Raw genomic sequence first — 23,447 nt, 5'->3', positions numbered from 1 at the left:
GATGTTATGGAAAAAATCACATTGACCGTGCCCGCCAGCCGCGAAGTAAGCGGCAGGGCGCTGGCAGGGGTAGTCGGTTCCGGGGATATGGAGGTGCTTTTCACCGCCGAACCGGGCCAGACCTTAACCATTGATATCACCACCTCCGTCGACAACAGCCGCGGGCGCTGGGAGGCATTGTTCAACCGCCTGCAAACCGTCAGCAGCCTGCCCGCAGGTAAGCTGACCATCCACGACTTCGGCGCGACGCCGGGCGTGGCACGCATTCGTATCGAACAGGTTTTTGAAGGGGTGAACCATGCGTGATGACAGCAGCTTTATCGAATTAAAAGCGCGCCAGCGTGCGCAGGCGCTGCTCGACGACGGCAGCTACCGCGAACTGCTGGATCCGTTTGAAGGCATTATTTCTCCTTGGCTTGGGCCACAGGGGATTGTTCCTCAGGCCGATGACGGCATGGTGGTCGCGAAAGGGACCATTAACGGCCAGCCTGCGGTGGTGGTGGCGATTGAAGGCACCTTCCAGGGCGGCAGCATGGGCGAAGTGTCCGGCGCCAAAATGGCGGCGGCGCTGGAGCTGGCGGCGGAAGATAACCGCAACGGCATTCCGACTCAGGCGGTGCTGTGCCTCGAAACCGGCGGCGTACGTTTGCAGGAAGCCAACCTCGGCCTGGCGGCGATTGCCGATATCCACGCCGCGATCGTTGACCTGCGTCGCTATACCCCGGTCGTCGGGATTGTCGCCGGGACCGTGGGCTGCTTCGGCGGGATGTCTATCGCCGCGGCGCTGTGCAGCTACCTGATTGTGACCTGCGAAGCGCGGCTCGGCCTCAACGGTCCGCAGGTTATCGAGCAGGAAGCGGGCATTGAAGAGTATGACTCCCGCGACCGTCCGTTTATCTGGAGCATGACCGGCGGCGAAGTGCGCTATGAAAGCGGGCTGGTGGATGCGCTGGTGGGCGACGGGGTGAACGCGGTGAAAGCCGCGATGAACGAAGCCATCGCCAAAGGCGTACCGGCGAAACATCGCACCGATAACTACGACGATTACCTGAACCGTCTGACGAATTTCGACACCCGCAAACAGGCCGATGCCGAACAGATTAAAGCGCTTTTTGCCCGGGAGGTGAAATGATGACTAACGCAATTAGCCGTGGCGAACTCTGGCTGGAAACCCTCGCCCCGAACGCGAAACGTCTGGAGGGGTTATGCCCGTCCGTGCAGGCCGCAGACGGCGAGCTGAACGGTGAAACGGTGCGTTTTATCGCCGTGGTACCGGACGCCAACAACCACTTCCCGCGTGCGGCGCAGGGTGAAGTCGGCCTGCTGGAAGGATGGACGCTGGCAAAAGTGGTCAGCGAAACCGTCGCCGCCGACGCAGACAAAGCCGTGAAGCGCCCGATCGTGGCGGTAATCGACGTCCCCAGCCAGGCCTATGGCCGTCGCGAAGAGGCGTTTGGCATCCACCAGGCGCTGGCCGGCGCCGCTGCCGCCTACGCTAACGCGCGGCTGGCGGGTCATCCGGTGATTGGTCTTATCGTCGGTAAGGCCATGTCCGGCGCGTTTCTGGCGCACGGCTACCAGGCTAACCGTCTGATTGCCTTCAACGATAAAGGCGTGCTGATCCACGCCATGGGCAAAGAGTCTGCGGCGCGCATTACGCTGCGTACCGTTGAGGCGCTGGAAAAACTGGCTGCAACCATTCCGCCAATGGCGTACGACATCAGTAACTACGCCACGCTGGGGCTGCTTTCCGACCTGCTGGATATCAGCAATCCGGATGCCCCTTCCGAAAGCGATCTGACGCGGGTGAAAACCACCCTGCAACAGGCCATCAGCGACGCTCGTCAGGACACCACGTTGAAAAACCGTCTGGGTGCTGACAACCGCCGCAGCTCGGCGCTCGTACGTGAACGTATGCGAGCCAGCTGGTAAGTAAAAAGAGACCTGCCAGATGCATCACCCCGTGGGCGCGCCCGTTGCGTCCACGCGGGAACCTGCATCCTGAAAATAATAAACATCGCGCCAGTGCTTAAACTTTTTTACTACAGGTGATTTATGACTTACGTAATTGTTCATGCTCTTGCACCGATTTTCGTCATCATGCTGCTGGGATTCTGGGCCGGTAAGGCAAAGATGGTCGATAACAAAAATGTTTCCCTGCTGAATATCTTCGTGATGGATTTTGCACTCCCGGCTGCGCTGTTCAGCGCCACCGTGCAAACCCCGTGGACCGGCATCGTGGCGCAGTCGCCGCTGATCCTGGTGCTCACCCTGGCGATGTGGATCACCTATGCGGTCATCTACTTCCTCGCGACGAAAGTGTTTAAAAAATCCCCGCAGGATGCGGCCGTGCTGACGCTTACCGTCGCCCTGCCAAACTACGCGGCGCTTGGCCTGCCGATTCTGGGCAGCGTGCTGGGCGAAGGCCCTTCAACCTCACTGTCCGTGGCGGTCTCCATCGCCTGTGGTTCAGTGTTGATGACCCCGTTCTGCCTGCTGATTCTGGAGCGTGAGAAAGCCCGCGCCGAAGGCAATAACTCGGGTTCAACGCTTTCCATGCTGCCGGTGCTAATGTGGCGTTCCATTAAAAAACCGATCGTGATGGGCCCGCTGCTGGGTGTGATCCTGTCCGCTATCGGCATCAAAATGCCGGAGCTGGTACTGGCGGCGATTAAACCGCTGGGACTGTCTGCGACCGCTGCGGCGTTGTTCCTGACCGGGGTGATCCTCTCCGCGCGTAAACTTCAGATCAACACCATGGTGATCACTTCCACTATCGCCAAGCTGCTGATCCAGCCAGCGATTGCCTGGGGTATCGTTTTAATCTTCGGTCTGCACGGTTCTGTGGCGATCACCGCCATCCTGATGATTGCGCTGTCCGCGGGCTTCTTTGGCGTGGTGTTCGGTAACCGCTTTGGCGTGCAGTCGCCGGATGCTGAAGCCGTGCTGCTGTTGAGCTCCGTACTGTGTATCCTGTCGCTGCCGCTGTTTATCTCGCTGACTTCAGGAATGTAATCATGACCACAACATTACGCCCACATGACCTCATCTGGCTTACCGCGCGCGACGCCCTGGAAGGGATTACCGAATCCTGGGTGGACGCGGCCTGGCATACCGGGCTACCGGTAGTGGTGCGGCGTGATGTTGATAATGAAGGCCGTATTCCCGTTGGCGTGCGCGGATTGCGCCGCGACCAGCGGGCGGCCGGATGGGTGAAGCCTGAGAACGTGTTGCGCGTTGTGTCGCCCGAAGATTTGAGCGTTGCCGCCGACCTGCTGCGTTCGCCGTTTATCACCCAGCCGCCGGTTCAGGTGGCGCTTCAGCTTGCGCAGCAGTCGTGGCCGTGGACGTGGGGGATAACCGGCAGTACGGGTTACGCGCTGGCGACCGGCATTCCGGTGATCCACGCCGACAGCGATCTCGATCTGCTGATCCGCGCCCCGCGTGCCGTTTCCCCTGAGGCGTTTACTGGCTGGCAGGCTCAGCTCAGCCGTGCGTTGTGTCGGGCGGATACGCAGGTGGACACGCCCGAGGGCGGATTCGCGCTGGCGGAATGGTTGCGCGACGGCAAAACGCTGCTAAAAACGCAATGTGGACCACGCCTGGTGGCGGATCCATGGCACAGGGAGGAGTAATGAAAATACTGTTTACCTTTCCGGGGCAGGGCACACAGCATGAGGGTATGCTGCAAAACCTGCCGGGAACGGAGCTGGAGCAGGCCCGCGCTGTGCTGGGGGCGGAAGTCGATACCCTGGACAGCGAAGGCTCGTTAACCCACACCCGCGCGGTTCAGCTTTCGCTGTTGATTGCCGGTGTGGCGTGGGCGCGCGAGCTGGAACGTCGCGGCGTGTCGCCGGATATCGTCAGCGGGCTGTCCATTGGCGCTTATCCTGCGGCGGTTATCGCCGGTGCGCTGGACTTTACGGACGCGCTGAAGCTGGTGGCGCTGCGCGGCGATCTGATGGAGCAGGCGTATCCGCACGGCTACGGCCTGACGGCGATTATGGGGTTGACCCTGCCCCAGGTGGAAAACCTGCTTCAGGGGACAGGAACCTATATTGCTAACCTGAACGCCGAAACGCAGATCGTGATTGCCGGAACCGATGACGGCATGGCGCAGGTGGCGGAGCGCGCCCTGGCAAAAGGCGCGAGCAAGGCTAAGCGGCTGGCGGTGAGCGTACCGTCGCACTGTGAACTGCTGGCGGAACCGGCGCAGAAGCTGGTGGCAGCATTTAATTCGGTCACGCTTTCACGTCCGCGCTGTGCGTACCTGAGCGGCAGTACCGGACGCGTGCTCTGGCAGCCGGAGAGGATCGCTGATGATTTAGCGATGAATATGGCGCGAACCGTGCGCTGGCAGGAGGCGGTGATTTCTGCTAACGAGCGCGAAGCGCGTCTGGCGATTGAGATGCCGCCAGGGGGGATTCTGACCTGTCTGACGCGGCAGGCGGCGTGGGAAGGGGAATCCATTTCGCTGGAGCGCAGCGGGGTGGACGTGGCGGTGCATCTGGCGGGACGGCTTCGTGCGTAATTTTTTGCCCGGTGGCGGCTGCGCCTTACCGGGCCTACGGGTTCGATTGCTTTGTAGGCCGGGTAAGACGCAACGCGTCGCCACCCGGCAAGACCTCAGGCTCCGTCCTGCAAACTTCTGGCATACATCCGCCCTTCGGCGGCCAGCGCGCGCAGGCTCGGATCCTGCTCGCGGTTGCGGGCAAAGACAATCGCGATCAGCTGCTGCATCTGGTACGGCTCCGCCAGCTTCAACAGTTGCACGGAATTCTCGTAGACCTTCTTCATCCTTCCCGGCATCAGCGTAAAGCCGACGCCCGCCTGCACCAGGCTGAGCATTGAGAAAATGTCGTTCACCCGGGTAACAATCTCTGGTTCAAACCCGGCGATATGGAACGCTTCCTGAAACCCGGCGTAAGTGGCGAACCCTTCCGCGAGGGCGACAAACTTCTGATCTTTATAATCACGCAGATCGGCGGGGCCGCTGGTATTCAGCGTGGCAGAGGCCGGTGCGGCAAGGAAAATATCGTCATGGAACAGAGGAAGCACTTCGAGGCTGTTACGGTCGATATCGCTTTCGGAAATAGAGATTAAAATCGCATCCAGCGACCCCTCATCCAGCATATGGAGCAGGGTTTCGTTCGAGCCCATCGTCAGATCCATCTCCAGATCCGGACGGCGCAGCTTCATGCCCATTATCAGGCGCGGCACGGTTTCCAGCGTCAGCGAGTAGAGCGTGCCGACGCGCAACCGTCCCTGGCCGATACCGGCGATCTTGCGCGACTCTTCCAGCCCACGCTCCATCACCTGCATCACCTCCTGGCAATACTCCAGCAGCGTCCACGCGGAGGGGAGGGCAATCAGGTTACGCCCTTTGTGAGCAAAGAGCGGGCAGCGGACATTCTCTTCGAGGGTATGCAGCGCACGGTGCACGCTGACACCGCTCAGGCCAAGCGTTTCTGCGGTACGTGCGATATTGCCCTTCTCCATGAACGTCATGAAGATGCTGAGCTTACGGAATGTAATCTCGCTCGTGGTATCGAAGCCCATAACCCTCCCGGCGTGTTAGTCGGCTTGCAGCATCGCTTCCAGCTGTTCCTGCGCGTCCAGCCACGCCATTTCGCACTCTTCGAGGCTGGATTTGGTTTTCGCCTGAGTTTGCAGACAGTCCGTCAGCTCCGCTTTGCGGCTCTGATCGTACAGTTCGCTGTCGCCCAGCTTCTCTTCGACGGCAGCAAGCGTGGCGTTGAGCTTCTCCATCTCTTTTTCGAGACGGGCAATCTCTTTACGCAGCGGCTGCGTCTGGGTGCGCAGTTCCGCTTCACGGCGCTTCTGGTCTTTACGCGCCTGGGCGCTGTTGGCGTTGTCTTTCGCTGACTCTTCCGGCTGGTTTTCCTGCTTCTGCACGTCCGTCAGCCACTGCTGGTAATCTTCCAGATCGCCGTCGAACGGCTCCACTTTGCCACCGTGCACCAGGTAGAGATCGTCGGTGGTGGAGCGGATCAGGTGGCGGTCGTGCGATACGACAACCAGCGCCCCTTCGAACTCTATCAGCGCTTCGGTCAGCGCCTGGCGCATGTCGAGATCGAGGTGGTTGGTCGGTTCATCAAGCAGCAGCAGGTTTGGACGCTGCCAGACGATCAGCGCCAGCACCAGACGGGCCTTTTCGCCGCCGGAGAAGCGCTCGGTGTTTTCAGTCACCTTATCGCCCTGGAAGCCAAAGCCGCCGAGGTAGTCGCGCAGCTTCTGCTCCATCTCCTGCGGCGCCAGGCGCGCCAGGTGCTGGATCGGCGATTCATCCGCGCGTAAAAATTCCAGCTGATGCTGGGCGAAGTAGCCAAGCTTGATGCCTTTCGCCAGGCCGATTTCGCCGCTGACCGGGTTAAGCTCGCCCGCCAGCAGCTTGATCAGCGTCGATTTACCGGCGCCGTTACGTCCCAGCAGACCAATGCGTGAACCTGGCACCAGGTTGAGCTTGATAGAGTCGAGAATAATGCGATCGCCGTAGCCCGCGCTCACTTTTTCCATTTTCAGCAGCGGGTTCGGCAGGCTCTCCGGCTCGCGGAAGCTGAAGTGGAACGGGTTATCCACGTGCGCGGGGGCAATCATCTCCATACGTTCCAGCATCTTGATGCGGCTCTGCGCCTGCTTGGCTTTTGACGCCTTCGCCTTGAAGCGATCCACAAAGCTTTGCAGGTGCGCCACGCGCTGCTGCTGGCTTTCATACATCGCCTGCTGCTGGGCAAGGCGCGTCGCGCGCTGGCGCTCGAAAGAACTGTAGTTGCCAGTGTATTCGAACATGCTTTGCTGTTCGATATGAATGATTTTATCCACCACCGGATCGAGGAAGTCGCGGTCGTGGGAGATCAGAATCAGAGTGCCCTGATAGCTCTTGAGCCACTTCTCCAGCCAAATAACCGCATCAAGATCGAGGTGGTTGGTGGGTTCATCGAGCAGCAAAAGGTCGGAGCGGCAGATCAGCGCCTGCGCCAGGTTAAGGCGCATACGCCAGCCGCCGGAGAAATCGCTCACCGGGCGTTCAAGCTGTTCGTTGCTGAAACCCAGGCCGTGCAGCAGGCTGGAGGCGCGGGAGCGAATGGTCCAGGCATCGATGGCGTCCAGCTTGCCGTGGACGGTGGCGATGGCGTGGCCGTCGTTGCGCTCGTTGGCGGCGTTGAGCTCCGCTTCGAGCTTGCGGTATTCACGGTCGCCGTCGATAACATAGTCGAGCGCGGGTTCGCTCAGCGCGGGCGTCTCCTGGTTCACCCAGGCGAGCTGCCAGTTGCCCGGGAAGGTAAAGTTACCGCCATCCGCGCTTATCTCGTTTTTCAGCAGCGCCAGCAGGGTGGATTTACCGCAGCCGTTTTTGCCGACCAGCCCCACTTTCTGGCCCGGGTTGATGGTAGCAGTCGCGTTATCCAGCAGGACGCGCACGCCGCGACGAATTTGTAACGAGGAGAAAACAATCATAGAAGCGCCGTATGTTCCGACTATGTTAATTTGTCATTATGATAATGTAAGGTGTGGGCCATTTTCCCCACCGGGCCGCCATGGTAGCCCAAAACGACAACAATACACAAAAACAGAACCGGGAGGGGAGTGATGTCTCAGACAGCGAAAGTGCTGCTGCTGTATGCCCATCCGGAATCACAGGACTCGGTGGCGAACCGGGTGCTGCTTAAGCCGGCCACACAGCTCAGTAACGTAACGGTGCACGATCTCTACGCGCACTATCCCGATTTTTTTATCGATATTCCTTACGAGCAGGCACTGCTGCGTCAGCACGACGTGATTGTGTTCCAGCATCCGCTTTATACCTACAGCTGTCCGGCGCTGCTCAAAGAGTGGCTGGACCGCGTGCTGAGCCGGGGCTTCTCCAGCGGGGTGGGGGGCAACCAGCTGGCGGGAAAGTACTGGCGGAGTGTCATTACCACCGGTGAGCCGGAAAGCGCTTACCGTCACGACGGGCTGAACCGTTACCCCATGAGCGACATTCTGCGGCCGTTTGAGCTGACGGCGGCGATGTGCCGTATGCACTGGATGAGCCCGATTATTATCTACTGGGCACGGCGGCAGGATCCGAAAGCGCTGGCGAGCCATGCCAGGGCCTATGGCGAATGGCTGGCGTCACCGATTCCGGCGGGAGGACGCTAATGGACGGTTCGAATTTACTTCTTGCCGGGGTGCTGTTTTTGTTTGCCGCCGTCGTCGCGGTCCCGCTTGCCGCGCGTCTCGGTATTGGCGCGGTGCTGGGTTATTTGCTGGCGGGGATAGCCATTGGCCCCTGGGGGCTTGGGTTTATCAGCGATGTGGATGAAATTCTCCACTTCTCCGAGCTGGGCGTGGTCTTCCTGATGTTCATCATCGGCCTGGAGCTGAACCCCTCCAAGCTGTGGCAGCTGCGGCAATCTATTTTTGGCGTCGGGGCGGCGCAGGTGTTGCTCAGCGCGGCCATTCTCGCGGGACTGCTGATGTTGACGCAGTTTTCCTGGCAGGCCGCAGTGATTGGCGGGATCGGTCTTGCGATGTCGTCGACGGCGATGGCGCTTCAGCTGATGCGCGACAAAGGGATGAACCGCAACGAGGCGGGGCAACTGGGTTTTTCGGTGCTGCTGTTCCAGGATTTAGCAGTGATCCCGGCGCTGGCGCTGGTGCCGCTGCTGGCGGGATCCGGAGACGATCATTTCGACTGGATGAAGATCTCCATGAAGGTGCTGGCCTTCGCGGGGATGCTGATCGGCGGACGGTTTTTACTGCGTCCGGTGTTCCGGTTTATTGCCGCATCCGGCGTGCGCGAGGTATTCACCGCCGCAACGCTGCTGCTGGTGCTTGGCTCAGCGCTGTTTATGGATGCGCTGGGGCTGTCGATGGCGCTTGGGACGTTTATCGCCGGGGTGCTGCTTGCGGAAAGCGAGTACCGCCACGAGCTGGAGACCGCCATCGATCCGTTTAAGGGGCTGCTGTTAGGGCTGTTCTTTATCTCGGTGGGTATGGCGCTTAATCTTGGCGTGCTCTATACCCATCTGCTGTGGGTTATTGCGAGTGTCGCCGTGCTGGTGGCGGTCAAAACGCTGGTGCTGTATCTCCTCGCGAGGATTTACGGGCTGCGCAGCTCGGAAAGAATGCAGTTTTCCAGCGTGTTAAGCCAGGGTGGAGAATTTGCGTTTGTGCTGTTTTCCACGGCGTCGTCTCAGAAGCTGTTCAAAGATGACCAGATGGCGCTGCTGCTGGTGACGGTTACGCTGTCGATGATGACCACCCCGCTGCTGATGAAGTTGGTGGACAAACTGCTGTCGCGCCGCCTGAATCCCGCAGACGATGAAGACGAAGCGCCGTGGGTGGAAGATGATAAACCGCAGGTGATCGTCGTGGGCTTTGGTCGCTTCGGACAGGTGATTGGTCGCCTGTTGATGGCGAATAAAATGCGCATCACGGTGCTGGAGCGCGATATCAGCGCCGTCAACCTGATGCGCAAATATGGTTATAAGGTGTACTACGGCGATGCGACGCAGCTTGAGCTGTTGCGCTCGGCGGGGGCAGAGGCTGCGGAGTCCATCGTCATCACCTGCAACGATCCGGAAGACACGATGAAGCTGGTGGAGCTGTGCCAGCAGCATTTCCCGCATCTGCATATTCTGGCGCGTGCGCGTGGACGTGTGGAGGCTCACGAACTTTTGCAGGCGGGTGTGAAACACTTCTCCCGCGAAACCTTCTCCAGCGCGCTGGAGCTGGGACGCAAGGCGCTGGTTTCGCTGGGTATGCATCCTCACCAGGCGCAACGCGCCCAGATGCATTTCCGCCGGCTGGATATGCGAATGCTGCGTGAACTGATGCCCGTGCACAGCGACACGGCGCAGATCTCCCGCGTGCGGGAAGCGCGTCGCGAACTGGAGGAGATCTTCCAGCGTGAGATGCAACAGGAACGACGCCAGCTCGACGGCTGGGATGAATTTGAATAAAGGGTAACGAAAGATGGCTGTACGTAAACGCTTTATCGCGGGCGCAAAATGCCCATCCTGCCAGGCGCAAGATACGCTGGCCATGTGGCGTGAAAATAATATCGATATCGTTGAATGTGTTAAGTGCGGTCACCAGATGCGTGAGGCCGACAAAGAAGCCCGCGATCATGTTCGCAATGAAGAGCAAGTGATCGGCATTTTTCATCCAGACTAGCGATATGCTCTGAGTTTTTTTAAGCTTAAGGGTACACGGGTGCAGATTTCCGCTACAATCTGCGCCAGCAATTTTCCCACGCTCAGGAGATATCATGAAAGTAGCAAAAGACCTGGTGGTCAGCCTGGCCTATCAGGTACGTACAGAAGACGGTGTGTTGGTTGATGAGTCTCCGGTGAGTGCGCCGCTGGACTACCTGCATGGTCACGGTTCCCTGATTTCCGGCCTGGAAACGGCGCTGGAAGGTCATGAAGTTGGCGACAAATTCGACGTTGCTGTAGGCGCGAACGACGCTTACGGTCAGTATGACGACAACCTGGTTCAGCGCGTTCCTAAAGACGTATTCATGGGCGTTGACGAGTTGCAGGTTGGCATGCGCTTCCTGGCGGAAACTGACCAGGGTCCGGTTCCGGTTGAAATCACTGAAGTTGAAGACGACCACGTTGTGGTTGACGGCAACCACATGCTGGCGGGTCAGAACCTGAAGTTCAACGTAGAAGTTGTTGCGATCCGTGAAGCGACCGAAGAAGAGCTGGCTCATGGCCACGTTCACGGTGCGCACGGTCACGACCATGACCACGATCACGGCCACGACGGCTGCTGCGGTGGTCACGGCCACGACCATGGTCATGACCACGGCCACGGTAAAGGTGGTTGCGGTAACGGCGGCTGCGGTTGCCACTGATTCCGTACTCCGGAAAATAAAAAAGCGGGATAATCCCGCTTTTTTTACGCCTCAATAATGAGGTGGTGGCGTCTCTTCTGACTGAGAGGCAATGTTTGACGGCTGCGTGGCCTTCAGCTTTTCCGTCAGCAGGCGCATGTGATCGCGCAGTTTTGCCATTTCAAGCTCATGGGCCGTCACGGTCTGATTCAGTTCTTCGATGGTGATGTCCTGAAAAGCCAGGCGGCTTTCCAGCTCAGCCAGTCTCGCTTCGATCGTTGTATCCTTCATCATTCACCTCGTTTATCTCTCATTCGCCATAATGGACCAGCGGCGGCGAAGTTTAGCTGACTTTTTCCTTAAGTACAGTATCCATCTCCCTGACAAGAAACTTATTTAAACAAAAATAGTCTGAAAAGAAGCGACATTCGGGGGAGTCTGTCTGTAGATTTCTTCCACAACGTTTTATAGTACGTCACTCATTTACGTTTAACACTGGGGTGAGAGACCTCAGGTCCTGGAGATATGGATGAAATCACTGTTTAAAGTTACGCTGCTGGCGACCACTATGGCTGTAGCGCTCAATGCGCCGCTGTCTTTCGCTGCTGATACTGCTGCGAAGCCTGCTGCGACTACAGACAGCAAAGCGGCATTCAAAAATGACGACCAGAAATCCGCCTACGCACTTGGCGCGTCTCTGGGTCGTTACATGGAAAACTCTCTGAAAGAACAAGAGAAACTGGGCATCAAACTGGACAAAAACCAGCTGATCGCAGGGGTTCAGGATGCGTTCGCAGACAAGAGCAAACTGTCTGACCAGGAAATCGAGCAGACTCTGCAAGCGTTTGAAGCGCGCGTGAAAGGCGCCGCTCAGACCAAGATGGAAGCAGACGCTAAAGATAACGAAGCGAAAGGCAAAGCCTACCGCGACAAGTTCGCTAAAGAGAAAGGCGTTAAAACGTCTTCTACTGGCCTGATCTATAAAGTTGAGAAAGAAGGTACCGGCGATGCGCCTAAAGACAGCGACACCGTTGTGGTGAACTACAAAGGTACGCTGATCGACGGTAAAGAGTTCGATAACTCTTATACCCGTGGTGAGCCTCTCTCCTTCCGTCTGGACGGTGTGATCCCGGGCTGGACTGAAGGCCTGAAGAACATCAAGAAAGGCGGTAAAATCAAGCTGGTCATCCCACCGGATCTGGCTTACGGCAAAACCGGCGTTCCGGGTATCCCGGCTAACTCCACGCTGGTATTTGATGTAGAACTGCTGGACATCAAACCGGCGCCGAAAGCGGATGCGAAAACAGACGCACCGGCTGACGACAAAGCCGCAGCAGCTAAGAAGTAATGCTGAAAAAAACCGCCGCCTTTACAGGCGGCGGTTTTTTTATTGTGGGGCAGATATAATTAACACTGGAAAGCGTTGTACACGCTGTATTAATTTAGTTGTCCGTGTAGATAATGAGCCTGCCCTGAAAACCTAACGACAGGCTCCTGAAAAGGAGTGTTTTTTTCATGTCCAGGTCGCTTTTAACCAACGAAACCAGTGAACTTGATTTGCTGGATCAACGTCCATTTGACCAGACCGACTTCGATATTCTGAAATCCTACGAAGCGGTAGTGGACGGGTTAGCGATGCTCATTGGTTCCCACTGCGAAATCGTATTGCATTCCCTGCAAGATCTTAAGTGTTCCGCTATCCGCATTGCGAATGGTGAGCACACTGGCCGTAAAATTGGTTCGCCAATCACCGACCTTGCATTGCGTATGTTGCATGACATGACCGGCGCGGACAGCAGCGTCTCAAAATGCTATTTCACCCGCGCCAAAAGCGGCGTGCTGATGAAATCAGAAACGATCGCGATTCGAAACCGCGAACACCGGGTAATCGGTTTGCTGTGCATCAACATGAACCTTGATGTGCCCTTCTCGCAAATCATGAGCACCTTCATCCCGCCAGAAACGCCGGACGTGGGCTCATCGGTGAACTTTGCTTCTTCGGTTGAGGATCTCGTGACCCAGACGCTGGAGTTCACCATTGAAGAGGTGAATGCCGATCGCAACGTATCCAACAACGCCAAGAATCGTCAGATCGTCCTGAACCTCTATGAGAAAGGGATTTTTGATATCAAAGATGCCATCAACCAGGTGGCCGATCGCCTGAATATCTCCAAACACACGGTTTACCTCTATATTCGTCAGTTCAAAAGCGGCGACTTTCTGGGACAAGACAAGTAATGCGTTTTGCGTTAATGGTGACGGGCCCGGCGTACGGTACTCAGCAGGCCAGCAGCGCGCTACAGTTTGCCCATGCGCTGCTTGATGCCGGTCATGAACTGGCAAGCGTCTTTTTCTATCGCGAAGGCGTGTATAACGCGAATCAGTTTACGTCTCCGGCGAGCGATGAGTTTGACCTCGTGCGCGCCTGGCAAAAATTAAACGAAACGCAGGGCGTTGACCTGCATATCTGTGTCGCGGCGGCACTGCGTCGCGGCGTGACGGATGCGACCGAAGCCGAACGCCTTGGTCTGGCGGGGGCTAACCTGCAACCGGGCTTTTCGCTCAGCGGACTAGGTGCCCTGGCACAGGCGGCGTTGACCTGCGACAGAGTGGTGCAATTTTGATGAAGCGCGTAGCGTTTGTTTTTACTTCTGCGCCGCATGGCAGCGCTTCAGGTCGGGAAGGGCTGGATGCATTGCTCGCGACATCGGCTTTAACCGAAGATATTGGCGTCTTCTTTTTAGGCGATGGCGTATTCCAGCTTCTGGCAGGCCAACAACCGCAGGCCATTCTTGCGCGCGACTACATTGCGACCTTTAAAGTTCTGCCGCTCTATGACATTGAAACCTTCTATGTGTGCGCCGACTCGCTGGCCGCGCGTGGGTTAAACGAGAAAACACCGTTCGTGCTGGACGTGACGATCCTGACTTCTGCTGCGCTGCGCGAACAACTTTCTCACTACGATACCGTTCTGACTTTCTGAGGCTGTCATGCTCCATACCCTGAGCCGTTCACCGTGGCAATGCGATATCGACACGTTACTGAGCATGCTGCGCGAAGGTGATGATCTGCTGCTGATTCAGGATGGCGTGCTTGCGGCGCTTGAAGGCAGCCGTTTTGTTGAAATCCTCGCTAATGCCCCCATAACAGTCTCTGCGCTGAAAGAGGATCTGGATGCGCGGGGTCTTTCTGGTCAAATTTCAGCCAAAATTGACGTGGTTGGCTATACTGATTTCGTCAATCTTACTGTGACGCACGCCAGTCAAATGAACTGGTGATTTGAGATCGCTGTATATTTCTTGACACCTTTTCGACGTAGCCCTAAAATTTCGCGTCCTCATATTGTATGAGGTCGTTTTATTACGTGTTTACGAAGCAAAAGCTAAAACCAGGAGCTATTTAATGGCAACAGTTAACCAGCTGGTACGCAAACCACGTGCACGCAAAGTTGCAAAAAGCAACGTGCCTGCGCTGGAAGCCTGCCCGCAGAAACGTGGCGTATGTACTCGTGTATATACCACCACTCCTAAAAAACCAAACTCCGCACTGCGTAAAGTATGTCGTGTGCGTTTGACTAACGGTTTCGAAGTGACTTCCTACATCGGTGGTGAAGGTCACAACCTTCAGGAGCACTCCGTGATCCTGATCCGTGGCGGTCGTGTTAAAGACCTTCCGGGTGTTCGTTACCACACCGTTCGTGGTGCGCTGGACTGCTCAGGTGTTAAAGACCGTAAGCAGGCTCGCTCCAAGTACGGCGTGAAGCGTCCTAAGGCTTAATGGTTCTCCGTTAAGTAAGGCCAAACTGATTTATCTTAATGTCAAACTAAACTCGTAGAGTTTTGGACAATCCTGAATTAACAACGGAGTAATCCCATGCCACGTCGTCGCGTCATTGGTCAGCGTAAAATTCTTCCAGATCCGAAATTCGGATCAGAACTGCTGGCAAAATTTGTAAATATCCTGATGGTAGATGGTAAAAAATCTACCGCAGAAGCAATCGTATACAGCGCGCTGGAGACCCTGGCTCAGCGTTCTGGTAAAAATGAACTGGAAGCCTTCGAAGTCGCTCTCGACAACGTGCGTCCGACTGTAGAAGTTAAGTCTCGCCGCGTTGGTGGTTCTACTTATCAGGTTCCAGTTGAAGTTCGTCCGGTTCGTCGTAATGCTCTGGCAATGCGTTGGATCGTTGAAGCTGCTCGTAAACGCGGTGATAAATCCATGGCTCTGCGTCTGGCGAACGAACTTTCTGATGCTGCGGAAAACAAAGGTACCGCAGTTAAGAAACGTGAAGACGTTCACCGTATGGCAGAAGCCAACAAGGCGTTCGCACACTACCGTTGGTAATCCCTTCGGAGTCGTAGTCACCAGGCGGGCGCTTCAGAGAAGCCGCCCGCTCTGGGTAACTTAACTGAACGCCTAAAGATATAAACGAGGAATCAAATGGCTCGTACAACACCCATCGCACGCTACCGTAACATCGGTATCAGTGCGCACATCGACGCCGGTAAAACCACTACTACCGAACGTATTCTGTTCTACACCGGTGTAAACCATAAAATCGGTGAAGTTCATGACGGCGCAGCCACCATGGACTGGATGGAACAGGAGCAGGAGCGTGGTATTACTATCACCTCCGCAGCGACTACTGCATTCTGGTCAGGTATGGCTAAGCAGTACGAACCGCATCGCGTAAACATCATCGACACCCCAGGGCACGTTGACTTCACCATCGAAGTAGAACGTTCCATGCGTGTTCTTGACGGCGCGGTAATGGTTTATTGCGCAGTTGGTGGTGTTCAGCCACAGTCTGAAACCGTATGGCGTCAGGCAAACAAATATAAAGTTCCACGCATCGCGTTCGTTAACAAAATGGACCGTATGGGTGCTAACTTCCTGAAAGTTGTTGGCCAGATCAAAACCCGTCTGGGCGCGAACCCTGTTCCGCTTCAGCTGGCAATTGGTGCTGAAGAAGGTTTCACCGGCGTTATCGACCTGGTGAAAATGAAAGCCATCAACTGGAACGAAGCAGATGCGGGCGTTACCTTCGAATACGAAGATATCCCGGCAGAGATGCAGGACCTGGCTGACGAATGGCACCAGAACCTGATCGAATCCGCAGCAGAAGCTTCTGAAGAGCTGATGGAAAAATACCTGGGTGGTGAAGAACTGTCTGAGCAAGAGATCAAATCTGCTCTGCGTCAGCGCGTTCTGAACAACGAAATCATCCTGGTAACCTGTGGTTCTGCGTTCAAGAACAAAGGTGTTCAGGCGATGCTGGATGCGGTAGTTGACTACCTGCCATCCCCGATTGACGTTCCTGCGATCAACGGCATCCTGGACGACGGTAAAGACACTCCGGCTGAGCGTCACGCAAGTGATGAAGAGCCGTTCTCTGCACTGGCGTTCAAAATTGCTACCGACCCATTCGTGGGTAACCTGACCTTCTTCCGCGTTTACTCTGGTGTGGTTAACTCCGGTGACACCATCCTGAACTCCGTGAAAGCGGCGCGTGAACGTTTTGGCCGTATCGTACAGATGCACGCTAACAAACGTGAAGAGATCAAAGAAGTTCGTGCGGGCGACATCGCTGCTGCTATCGGTCTGAAAGACGTGACCACTGGTGACACCCTGTGTGACCCGGATCACCCGATCATTCTGGAGCGTATGGAATTCCCTGAGCCGGTAATCTCCATCGCAGTTGAACCAAAAACCAAAGCTGACCAGGAAAAAATGGGTCTGGCTCTGGGCCGTCTGGCGAAAGAAGACCCATCATTCCGCGTATGGACTGATGAAGAATCTAACCAGACCATCATCGCTGGTATGGGTGAACTGCACCTGGACATCATCGTTGACCGTATGAAGCGTGAATTCAACGTTGAAGCGAACGTGGGTAAACCTCAGGTTGCTTACCGCGAAGCGATTCGCGCGAAAGTTACCGACGTTGAAGGTAAACACGCTAAGCAGTCTGGTGGTCGCGGTCAGTACGGTCACGTTGTGATCGACATGTACCCACTGGAGCCGGGCTCTAACCCGAAAGGTTACGAGTTCATCAACGACATCAAAGGTGGTGTAATTCCTGGCGAATACATCCCTGCCGTTGATAAAGGCATCCAGGAGCAGCTGAAAGCTGGTCCTCTGGCTGGTTACCCGGTTGTAGACATGGGTGTTCGTCTGCACTTCGGTTCTTACCACGACGTTGACTCCTCTGAACTGGCGTTTAAACTGGCTGCGTCTATTGCCTTTAAAGAAGGCTTTAAGAAAGCAAAACCAGTTCTGCTTGAGCCGATCATGAAGGTTGAAGTAGAAACTCCTGAAGAGAACACCGGTGACGTTATCGGTGACTTGAGCCGTCGTCGCGGTATGCTGCGTGGTCAGGAATCCGAAGTAACTGGCGTTAAGATCCACGCTGAAGTTCCGCTGTCTGAAATGTTCGGATATGCAACTCAGCTGCGTTCTCTGACCAAAGGTCGTGCATCATACACTATGGAATTCCTGAAGTATGATGATGCGCCGAACAACGTTGCTCAGGCCGTTATCGAAGCCCGTGGTAAGTAATCCACAGGATTAAAACCTAAGTCCCGTGCTCTCTCCGAAGGGGAGAGCACTATAGTAAGGAATATAGCCGTGTCTAAAGAAAAATTTGAACGTACAAAACCGCACGTCAACGTTGGTACTATCGGCCACGTTGACCATGGTAAAACTACCCTGACTGCTGCAATCACTACCGTACTGGCTAAAACCTACGGCGGTGCTGCTCGTGCTTTCGACCAGATCGATAACGCACCAGAAGAAAAAGCTCGTGGTATCACCATCAATACCTCTCACGTTGAGTATGACACCCCGACTCGCCACTACGCACACGTAGACTGCCCAGGCCACGCCGACTATGTTAAAAACATGATCACCGGTGCTGCGCAGATGGACGGCGCGATCCTGGTTGTTGCTGCGACTGACGGCCCTATGCCTCAGACTCGTGAGCACATCCTGCTGGGTCGTCAGGTAGGCGTTCCTTACATCATCGTGTTCCTGAACAAATGCGACATGGTTGATGACGAAGAACTGCTGGAACTGGTAGAGATGGAAGTTCGTGAACTGCTGTCTCAGTACGATTTCCCAGGCGACGACACTCCAATCGTTCGTGGTTCCGCGCTGAAAGCGCTGGAAGGCGAAGCAGAGTGGGAAGAGAAAATCATCGAACTGGCTGGCTACCTGGATTCTTACATCCCAGAACCAGAGCGTGCGATTGACAAGCCATTCCTGCTGCCAATCGAAGACGTATTCTCCATCTCCGGTCGTGGTACCGTTGTTACCGGTCGTGTAGAGCGCGGTATCATCAAAGTTGGCGAAGAAGTTGAAATCGTTGGTATCAAAGAGACTGCGAAGTCTACCTGTACTGGCGTTGAAATGTTCCGCAAACTGCTGGACGAAGGCCGTGCTGGTGAGAACGTTGGTGTTCTGCTGCGTGGTATCAAACGTGAAGAAATCGAACGTGGTCAGGTTCTGGCGAAGCCAGGCTCAATCAAGCCACACACCAAGTTCGAATCTGAAGTGTACATTCTGTCCAAAGACGAAGGCGGCCGTCATACTCCGTTCTTCAAAGGCTACCGTCCACAGTTCTACTTCCGTACAACTGACGTGACCGGTACCATCGAACTGCCAGAAGGCGTAGAGATGGTAATGCCAGGCGACAACATCAAGATGGTTGTGACTCTGATCCACCCAATCGCGATGGACGACGGTCTGCGTTTCGCAATCCGTGAAGGCGGCCGTACTGTTGGCGCGGGCGTTGTTGCTAAAGTTCTGGGCTAATTAATTATCCCTGAAATAAAAAGGACGCTTCGGCGTCCTTTTTTGTTTTCTGCCGTAAAGTCGCTGTCATAAAAATTCGCATTTTTTGTCTTCTCCCGCCCCGTATTCCGGCGCCTGTGCTATTGTAATCATAACCATTCTCACTTACACTTTGCGCATATTTTGAACGGGAGTCTTTATGTACGTTTGTTTATGTAATGGTGTAAGCGACAAAAAAATTCGTCAGGCCGTTCGCCAGTTTCAGCCACAATCTTTCCAGCAGCTTCGCAAGTTTGTTCCGGTGGGAAATCAATGCGGTAAATGCGTTCGCGCAGCGCGTGAGATCATGCAGGACGAACTGATGCAGATCCCGGAATTCAAAGAGATCGCGTAAGCCCCTATCTTTTTTTTGACATCCCCGTAGCCCGATCTACGCTTCAATGAGTGGAAGCGGAGGGACTATATAATGAAAGGTGATGTTAAAATCATAAGTTATCTCAATAAATTATTGGGAAATGAGCTTGTCGCAATCAATCAGTATTTTCTCCATGCAAGAATGTTCAAAAACTGGGGACTGACTCGCCTCAACGATGTTGAATACCATGAGTCGATTGATGAAATGAAACACGCCGATAAATACATTGAGCGTATTTTATTCCTTGAAGGCATTCCTAACCTACAGGATCTCGGAAAACTGGGCATCGGAGAAGATGTCGAAGAGATGCTGCGTTCTGATCTCCGGCTGGAGCTGGAGGGTGCAAAAGACCTGCGCGAAGCCATTGCCTATGCGGACAGCGTACATGACTACGTCAGCCGCGATATGATGATCCAGATCCTGGCCGATGAAGAAGGGCACATTGACTGGCTTGAGACCGAACTGGATCTCATTAGCAAAATTGGCCTACAGAACTACCTTCAGTCTCAAATCAAAGTGGAAAGTTAATCAGGCTTTCCCAGCCAACGCATAAACCCGCTGCCGCCAGAAATGGCCCAAAAGGCAGTGGGTTTTTTAATGCCTGCTTATCAGGGGTAAACAACGAGAAAGCAACCAGATAGAGCAGAGCCATTAACGCGGCTACGAGTGCCAGTACTGGCAGTACACACCAGCCATGCCATGCCCCCAGCGCCGCCAGATATTTTATGTCGCCATATCCCATCCCTTCACGTCGGCAGATGAGCCGATATCCCCAATAGATAACAGCGAATCCGGCGTATCCTGCCATCGCACCCACTACCGCGCTCGGCAAAAAATCAGGATGGAGGCAAAGCTGGTAAAGCAGGCCCGTCCATAGCAGCGGGCAAAGAAATTTATCGGGAAGAAGCCCCGTACGAATATCGGTGCGAACAAGCAAGGCCGATAACGCAAAATAGATCAGCAGAAAGGGGAGGGACAGTAGCATAGCGAGAGCCTCAAAACGGTTTGAGCGCATACTCGTAATAATCTGCATGTCCGCCAATGTGCAAAAACTGCAATTGCGTAGCGGCTTCAGACAAAGAGTTGAGAAGGGATACTTTGCATAAAAAAATGCGAGGCCTTACGCAGAGTACGTCTTTAGCGCTTAATTTCTAAACGGCACTTGCGTCTTCCCCAGATTTACGTATAATGCGCGGGCTTGTCGTAATTGACGGCGGGTTCAATCTGAACCAGAGTAGCTCACTTTGTTACTCAACAATGCTTCCAATTGGGGAGCTACGTAAGAACGGTTACACTCTCCCATCAATCGTAATGGGTTTGAGGAGTAATCATTTTCGTTTATAAAATAATTGGAGCTCTGGTCTCATGCAGAACCAAAGAATCCGTATCCGCCTTAAAGCGTTTGATCATCGTCTGATCGATCAATCAACCGCGGAAATCGTCGAGACTGCTAAGCGCACTGGTGCGCAAGTCCGTGGTCCGATCCCGCTGCCGACCCGCAAAGAGCGCTTTACCGTTCTGATCTCTCCGCACGTTAACAAAGATGCGCGTGATCAGTACGAAATCCGCACTCACAAGCGTCTGGTTGACATCGTTGAGCCAACTGAGAAAACCGTTGATGCTCTGATGCGTCTGGATCTGGCTGCCGGTGTAGACGTGCAGATCAGCCTGGGTTAATCAGGTCATCGAGCGATTGAGAGGTTGAAACAATGATTGGTTTAGTCGGTAAAAAAGTGGGTATGACCCGCATCTTCACTGAAGATGGCGTTTCTATCCCAGTAACCGTAATCGAAGTTGAAGCAAACCGCGTTACTCAGGTTAAAGATCTGGCTAACGATGGCTACCGCGCTATTCAGGTTACCACTGGTGCTAAAAAAGCTAACCGTGTAACCAAACCAGAAGCGGGTCACTTCGCTAAAGCTGGCGTTGAAGCTGGCCGTGGTCTGTGGGAATTCCGTCTTGCTGAAGGCGAAGAGTTCACCGTAGGTCAGGACATTAGCGTTGAGCTGTTTGCTGACGTTAAAAAAGTTGACGTAACCGGTACCTCTAAAGGTAAAGGTTTTGCTGGTACCGTTAAGCGCTGGAACTTCCGTACCCAGGACGCTACTCACGGTAACTCCTTGTCTCACCGCGTTCCGGGTTCTATCGGTCAGAACCAGACTCCGGGCAAAGTGTTCAAAGGCAAGAAAATGGCAGGTCAGCTGGGCAACGAACGTGTAACCGTTCAGAGCCTGGACGTAGTACGTGTTGACGCTGAGCGCAACCTGCTGCTGGTTAAAGGTGCGGTCCCGGGTGCAACCGGTAGCGACCTGATCGTTAAACCAGCTGTGAAGGCGTAAGGGGATAGCAATGGAATTAGTATTGAAAGACGCGCAGAGCGCGCTGACTGTTTCCGAAACTACCTTCGGTCGTGATTTCAACGAAGCGCTGGTTCACCAGGTTGTTGTTGCTTATGCAGCTGGTGCTCGTCAGGGTACTCGTGCTCAGAAGACTCGTGCTGAAGTAACTGGTTCAGGCAAAAAGCCATGGCGCCAGAAAGGTACCGGCCGTGCGCGTTCAGGTTCTATCAAGAGCCCGATCTGGCGTTCAGGTGGCGTGACCTTCGCTGCGCGTCCACAGGACCACAGTCAAAAAGTTAACAAAAAGATGTACCGCGGCGCGCTGAAAAGCATTCTGTCCGAACTGGTACGTCAGGATCGTCTGATCGTTGTCGAGAAGTTCTCTGTTGAAGCGCCTAAAACTAAGCTGCTGGCACAGAAACTGAAAGACATGGCTCTGGAAGATGTGCTGATCATCACCGGTGAGCTGGACGAGAACCTGTTCCTGGCCGCGCGTAACCTGCACAAGGTTGACGTACGCGACGCGACTGGTATCGACCCGGTTAGCCTGATCGCCTTCGACAAAGTCGTAATGACTGCTGATGCTGTTAAGCAAGTTGAGGAGATGCTGGCATGATTCGTGAAGAACGTCTGCTGAAGGTGCTGCGCGCACCGCACGTTTCTGAAAAAGCGTCTACTGCGATGGAAAAAACAAACACCATCGTTCTCAAAGTTGCTAAAGACGCGACCAAAGCAGAGATCAAAGCTGCTGTGCAGAAACTGTTTGAAGTCGAAGTCGAAGTCGTTAACACCCTGGTAGTTAAAGGGAAAGTTAAACGTCACGGACAGCGTATCGGTCGTCGTAGCGACTGGAAAAAAGCTTACGTCACCCTGAAAGAAGGCCAGAACCTGGACTTCGTTGGCGGCGCTGAGTAAGTCGGAGGAGTAATACAATGGCAGTTGTTAAATGTAAACCGACATCTCCGGGTCGTCGCCACGTAGTTAAAGTGGTTAACCCTGAGCTGCACAAGGGCAAACCTTTTGCTCCGTTGCTGGAAAAAAACAGCAAATCCGGTGGTCGTAACAACAATGGCCGTATCACCACTCGTCACATCGGTGGTGGCCACAAGCAGGCTTATCGTATTGTTGACTTCAAACGCAACAAAGACGGTATCCCAGCAGTTGTTGAGCGTCTTGAGTACGATCCGAACCGTTCCGCGAACATCGCGCTGGTTCTGTACAAAGATGGCGAACGCCGTTACATCCTGGCCCCTAAAGGCCTGAAAGCTGGCGACCAGATTCAGTCTGGCGTTGATGCTGCAATCAAAGCAGGCAACACCCTGCCGATGCGCAATATCCCGGTTGGTTCTACCGTTCATAACGTAGAAATGAAACCAGGTAAAGGCGGTCAGCTGGCGCGTTCCGCGGGTACTTACGTTCAGATCGTTGCGCGTGACGGTGCTTATGTCACCCTGCGTCTGCGTTCTGGTGAAATGCGTAAAGTCGAAGCAGACTGCCGCGCTACTCTGGGCGAAGTTGGCAATGCTGAGCATATGCTGCGCGTTCTGGGTAAAGCTGGTGCTGCACGCTGGCGTGGTGTTCGTCCTACCGTTCGCGGTACTGCGATGAACCCAGTCGATCACCCACATGGTGGTGGTGAAGGTCGTAACTTTGGTAAGCACCCGGTAACTCCGTGGGGCGTTCAGACCAAAGGTAAGAAGACCCGCAGCAACAAGCGTACTGATAAATTTATCGTACGTCGCCGTAGCAAATAATTTTAGAGGATAAGCCATGCCACGTTCTCTCAAGAAAGGTCCTTTTATTGACCTGCACTTGCTGAAGAAGGTAGAGAAAGCGGTGGAAAGCGGAGACAAGAAGCCCCTGCGCACTTGGTCCCGTCGTTCAACGATCTTTCCTAACATGATCGGTTTGACCATCGCTGTCCATAATGGTCGTCAGCACGTTCCAGTCTTTGTTACCGACGAAATGGTTGGTCACAAACTGGGTGAATTCGCACCGACTCGTACTTATCGCGGCCACGCTGCTGATAAAAAAGCGAAGAAGAAATAAGGTAGGAGGA

31 protein-coding genes are annotated in these 23,447 nt (G+C 54.8%); 27 read left to right on the top strand and 4 right to left on the bottom strand.

All coding sequences use genetic code 11. The features are described from left to right. Nucleotides 1–6 precede the first annotated feature (6 nt). The 6 genes from mdcC to mdcH all read left to right on the top strand — a co-directional run bounded on the left by mdcC (nucleotide 7) and on the right by mdcH (nucleotide 4,531). Nucleotides 7–306: a malonate decarboxylase acyl carrier protein gene (gene mdcC, locus ACOTW6_RS19395; protein ID WP_000411786.1), complete on the top strand. Its 300-nt coding sequence runs from the start codon at nucleotides 7–9 to the stop codon at nucleotides 304–306. After that, entirely contained in the window at nucleotides 299–1,132 is an 834-nt protein-coding gene (locus tag ACOTW6_RS19390) for a biotin-independent malonate decarboxylase subunit beta (protein WP_213789414.1), read from the top strand. Before mdcC ends, ACOTW6_RS19390 begins: the two co-directional genes overlap by 8 nt. Beyond that, a complete protein-coding gene (gene mdcE / locus ACOTW6_RS19385; RefSeq protein WP_045333920.1) occupies nucleotides 1,132–1,932 on the top strand; it encodes a biotin-independent malonate decarboxylase subunit gamma in 801 nt (266 codons plus the stop codon). Before ACOTW6_RS19390 ends, mdcE begins: the two co-directional genes overlap by 1 nt. Before the next feature lie 123 nt (nucleotides 1,933–2,055). Beyond that, nucleotides 2,056–3,015 (top strand): AEC family transporter, encoded by a 960-nt coding sequence (locus ACOTW6_RS19380; RefSeq protein ID WP_000222846.1) that lies wholly within the window; start codon nucleotides 2,056–2,058, stop codon nucleotides 3,013–3,015. A gap of 2 nt (nucleotides 3,016–3,017) precedes the next feature. Further along, nucleotides 3,018–3,635 (top strand): malonate decarboxylase holo-ACP synthase, encoded by a 618-nt coding sequence (locus ACOTW6_RS19375; protein ID WP_040118173.1) that lies wholly within the window; start codon nucleotides 3,018–3,020, stop codon nucleotides 3,633–3,635. Then, the gene (gene mdcH, locus ACOTW6_RS19370) at nucleotides 3,635–4,531 is read left to right on the top strand and encodes a malonate decarboxylase subunit epsilon (RefSeq protein WP_213789415.1); all 897 of its coding nucleotides are present in this window, start codon (nucleotides 3,635–3,637) and stop codon (nucleotides 4,529–4,531) included. The genes ACOTW6_RS19375 and mdcH overlap by 1 nt, the downstream gene beginning before the upstream one ends. A gap of 95 nt (nucleotides 4,532–4,626) precedes the next feature. On the opposite strand, the gene ACOTW6_RS19365 is transcribed toward mdcH, so the two are convergent. Continuing rightward, nucleotides 4,627–5,559, bottom strand: a complete 933-nt coding sequence (locus ACOTW6_RS19365; RefSeq protein ID WP_062933383.1) for a LysR substrate-binding domain-containing protein — start codon at nucleotides 5,557–5,559, stop codon at nucleotides 4,627–4,629. A 15-nt stretch (nucleotides 5,560–5,574) separates the two neighbouring features. Further along, nucleotides 5,575–7,479: an ABC transporter ATP-binding protein gene (locus tag ACOTW6_RS19360; protein WP_017693878.1), complete on the bottom strand. Its 1,905-nt coding sequence runs from the start codon at nucleotides 7,477–7,479 to the stop codon at nucleotides 5,575–5,577. 132 nt (nucleotides 7,480–7,611) lie between these two features. Here ACOTW6_RS19360 and kefG point away from each other — a divergent pair, with 132 nt between their 5' ends. The 4 genes from kefG (at nucleotide 7,612) to slyD (ending at nucleotide 10,867) form a co-directional block, all read left to right on the top strand. After that, nucleotides 7,612–8,163: a glutathione-regulated potassium-efflux system ancillary protein KefG gene (kefG, locus tag ACOTW6_RS19355; RefSeq protein ID WP_421766277.1), complete on the top strand. Its 552-nt coding sequence runs from the start codon at nucleotides 7,612–7,614 to the stop codon at nucleotides 8,161–8,163. Then, the gene (gene kefB / locus ACOTW6_RS19350) at nucleotides 8,163–9,968 is read left to right on the top strand and encodes a glutathione-regulated potassium-efflux system protein KefB (RefSeq protein ID WP_003861688.1); all 1,806 of its coding nucleotides are present in this window, start codon (nucleotides 8,163–8,165) and stop codon (nucleotides 9,966–9,968) included. The genes kefG and kefB overlap by 1 nt, the downstream gene beginning before the upstream one ends. A gap of 13 nt (nucleotides 9,969–9,981) precedes the next feature. Continuing rightward, entirely contained in the window at nucleotides 9,982–10,182 is a 201-nt protein-coding gene (locus tag ACOTW6_RS19345; RefSeq protein WP_062933384.1) for a YheV family putative zinc ribbon protein, read from the top strand. A gap of 94 nt (nucleotides 10,183–10,276) precedes the next feature. Beyond that, nucleotides 10,277–10,867 carry a peptidylprolyl isomerase gene (slyD, locus tag ACOTW6_RS19340; protein ID WP_003861691.1) on the top strand — a complete coding sequence of 197 codons (591 nt, stop codon included), beginning with the start codon at nucleotides 10,277–10,279 and terminating at the stop codon, nucleotides 10,865–10,867. A gap of 51 nt (nucleotides 10,868–10,918) precedes the next feature. Here slyD and ACOTW6_RS19335 read toward each other — a convergent pair whose 3' ends face one another. After that, a complete protein-coding gene (locus tag ACOTW6_RS19335; protein ID WP_003861693.1) occupies nucleotides 10,919–11,137 on the bottom strand; it encodes a protein SlyX in 219 nt (72 codons plus the stop codon). Nucleotides 11,138–11,375: 238 nt separating this feature from the next. Here ACOTW6_RS19335 and fkpA point away from each other — a divergent pair, with 238 nt between their 5' ends. The 11 genes from fkpA (at nucleotide 11,376) to bfr (ending at nucleotide 19,577) form a co-directional block, all read left to right on the top strand. Continuing rightward, a complete protein-coding gene (gene fkpA, locus ACOTW6_RS19330; protein WP_003861695.1) occupies nucleotides 11,376–12,194 on the top strand; it encodes an FKBP-type peptidyl-prolyl cis-trans isomerase in 819 nt (272 codons plus the stop codon). A gap of 167 nt (nucleotides 12,195–12,361) precedes the next feature. Then, nucleotides 12,362–13,084, top strand: coding sequence for a helix-turn-helix transcriptional regulator (locus ACOTW6_RS19325; RefSeq protein WP_003861697.1), 723 nt, complete (start codon nucleotides 12,362–12,364; stop codon nucleotides 13,082–13,084). Continuing rightward, complete coding sequence (gene tusD, locus ACOTW6_RS19320) at nucleotides 13,084–13,470, top strand: sulfurtransferase complex subunit TusD (protein WP_003861699.1); 387 nt, start codon at nucleotides 13,084–13,086, stop codon at nucleotides 13,468–13,470. The genes ACOTW6_RS19325 and tusD overlap by 1 nt, the downstream gene beginning before the upstream one ends. Then, nucleotides 13,470–13,829: a sulfurtransferase complex subunit TusC gene (gene tusC, locus ACOTW6_RS19315; protein ID WP_003861700.1), complete on the top strand. Its 360-nt coding sequence runs from the start codon at nucleotides 13,470–13,472 to the stop codon at nucleotides 13,827–13,829. Before tusD ends, tusC begins: the two co-directional genes overlap by 1 nt. 7 nt (nucleotides 13,830–13,836) lie before the next feature. After that, nucleotides 13,837–14,124 carry a sulfurtransferase complex subunit TusB gene (tusB, locus tag ACOTW6_RS19310; RefSeq protein ID WP_015571409.1) on the top strand — a complete coding sequence of 96 codons (288 nt, stop codon included), beginning with the start codon at nucleotides 13,837–13,839 and terminating at the stop codon, nucleotides 14,122–14,124. Nucleotides 14,125–14,248: 124 nt separating this feature from the next. Next, nucleotides 14,249–14,623, top strand: coding sequence for a 30S ribosomal protein S12 (gene rpsL / locus ACOTW6_RS19305; protein ID WP_000246815.1), 375 nt, complete (start codon nucleotides 14,249–14,251; stop codon nucleotides 14,621–14,623). Between the two features lie 96 nt (nucleotides 14,624–14,719). Then, on the top strand, nucleotides 14,720–15,190 hold the full coding sequence (gene rpsG, locus ACOTW6_RS19300; protein ID WP_003861706.1) for a 30S ribosomal protein S7: 471 nt from the start codon (nucleotides 14,720–14,722) through the stop codon (nucleotides 15,188–15,190). 96 nt (nucleotides 15,191–15,286) lie between these two features. Continuing rightward, nucleotides 15,287–17,401 carry an elongation factor G gene (gene fusA, locus ACOTW6_RS19295; RefSeq protein WP_022651946.1) on the top strand — a complete coding sequence of 705 codons (2,115 nt, stop codon included), beginning with the start codon at nucleotides 15,287–15,289 and terminating at the stop codon, nucleotides 17,399–17,401. Between the two features lie 69 nt (nucleotides 17,402–17,470). Then, a complete protein-coding gene (gene tuf, locus ACOTW6_RS19290; RefSeq protein WP_022651945.1) occupies nucleotides 17,471–18,655 on the top strand; it encodes an elongation factor Tu in 1,185 nt (394 codons plus the stop codon). 178 nt (nucleotides 18,656–18,833) lie between these two features. Continuing rightward, nucleotides 18,834–19,028, top strand: coding sequence for a bacterioferritin-associated ferredoxin (gene bfd / locus ACOTW6_RS19285; RefSeq protein ID WP_003863268.1), 195 nt, complete (start codon nucleotides 18,834–18,836; stop codon nucleotides 19,026–19,028). 72 nt (nucleotides 19,029–19,100) lie between these two features. Beyond that, nucleotides 19,101–19,577, top strand: a complete 477-nt coding sequence (bfr, locus tag ACOTW6_RS19280) for a bacterioferritin (RefSeq protein ID WP_003863270.1) — start codon at nucleotides 19,101–19,103, stop codon at nucleotides 19,575–19,577. On the opposite strand, the gene ACOTW6_RS19275 is transcribed toward bfr, so the two are convergent. Next, the gene (locus ACOTW6_RS19275) at nucleotides 19,561–20,034 is read right to left on the bottom strand and encodes a prepilin peptidase (protein ID WP_003863271.1); all 474 of its coding nucleotides are present in this window, start codon (nucleotides 20,032–20,034) and stop codon (nucleotides 19,561–19,563) included. The genes bfr and ACOTW6_RS19275 overlap by 17 nt on opposite strands. 380 nt (nucleotides 20,035–20,414) lie before the next feature. Between ACOTW6_RS19275 and rpsJ the strand changes: the two genes are divergently transcribed. From rpsJ to rpsS, 6 genes are read left to right on the top strand one after another with little or no spacing between them, the layout of a single operon-like run. Next, a complete protein-coding gene (gene rpsJ / locus ACOTW6_RS19270; protein WP_001181005.1) occupies nucleotides 20,415–20,726 on the top strand; it encodes a 30S ribosomal protein S10 in 312 nt (103 codons plus the stop codon). A gap of 32 nt (nucleotides 20,727–20,758) precedes the next feature. After that, nucleotides 20,759–21,388, top strand: a complete 630-nt coding sequence (gene rplC / locus ACOTW6_RS19265; protein WP_003863274.1) for a 50S ribosomal protein L3 — start codon at nucleotides 20,759–20,761, stop codon at nucleotides 21,386–21,388. A gap of 10 nt (nucleotides 21,389–21,398) precedes the next feature. Continuing rightward, a complete protein-coding gene (gene rplD, locus ACOTW6_RS19260) occupies nucleotides 21,399–22,004 on the top strand; it encodes a 50S ribosomal protein L4 (protein ID WP_000424395.1) in 606 nt (201 codons plus the stop codon). Then, the gene (gene rplW / locus ACOTW6_RS19255) at nucleotides 22,001–22,303 is read left to right on the top strand and encodes a 50S ribosomal protein L23 (protein ID WP_000617546.1); all 303 of its coding nucleotides are present in this window, start codon (nucleotides 22,001–22,003) and stop codon (nucleotides 22,301–22,303) included. The genes rplD and rplW overlap by 4 nt, the downstream gene beginning before the upstream one ends. 17 nt (nucleotides 22,304–22,320) lie before the next feature. Then, nucleotides 22,321–23,142, top strand: a complete 822-nt coding sequence (gene rplB, locus ACOTW6_RS19250; RefSeq protein ID WP_000301859.1) for a 50S ribosomal protein L2 — start codon at nucleotides 22,321–22,323, stop codon at nucleotides 23,140–23,142. Nucleotides 23,143–23,158: 16 nt separating this feature from the next. Then, nucleotides 23,159–23,437, top strand: coding sequence for a 30S ribosomal protein S19 (rpsS, locus tag ACOTW6_RS19245; protein ID WP_001138117.1), 279 nt, complete (start codon nucleotides 23,159–23,161; stop codon nucleotides 23,435–23,437). Nucleotides 23,438–23,447 lie beyond the last annotated feature (10 nt).

Origin of the sequence: Enterobacter cloacae complex sp. IR5403 (genome assembly GCF_049238705.1) — a bacterium.
Classification (GTDB): domain Bacteria; phylum Pseudomonadota; class Gammaproteobacteria; order Enterobacterales; family Enterobacteriaceae; genus Enterobacter; species Enterobacter hormaechei_C.
The sequence above is the reverse complement of the archived record's forward strand: the minus strand, read 5'-3'. Positions and strand labels throughout refer to the sequence as shown.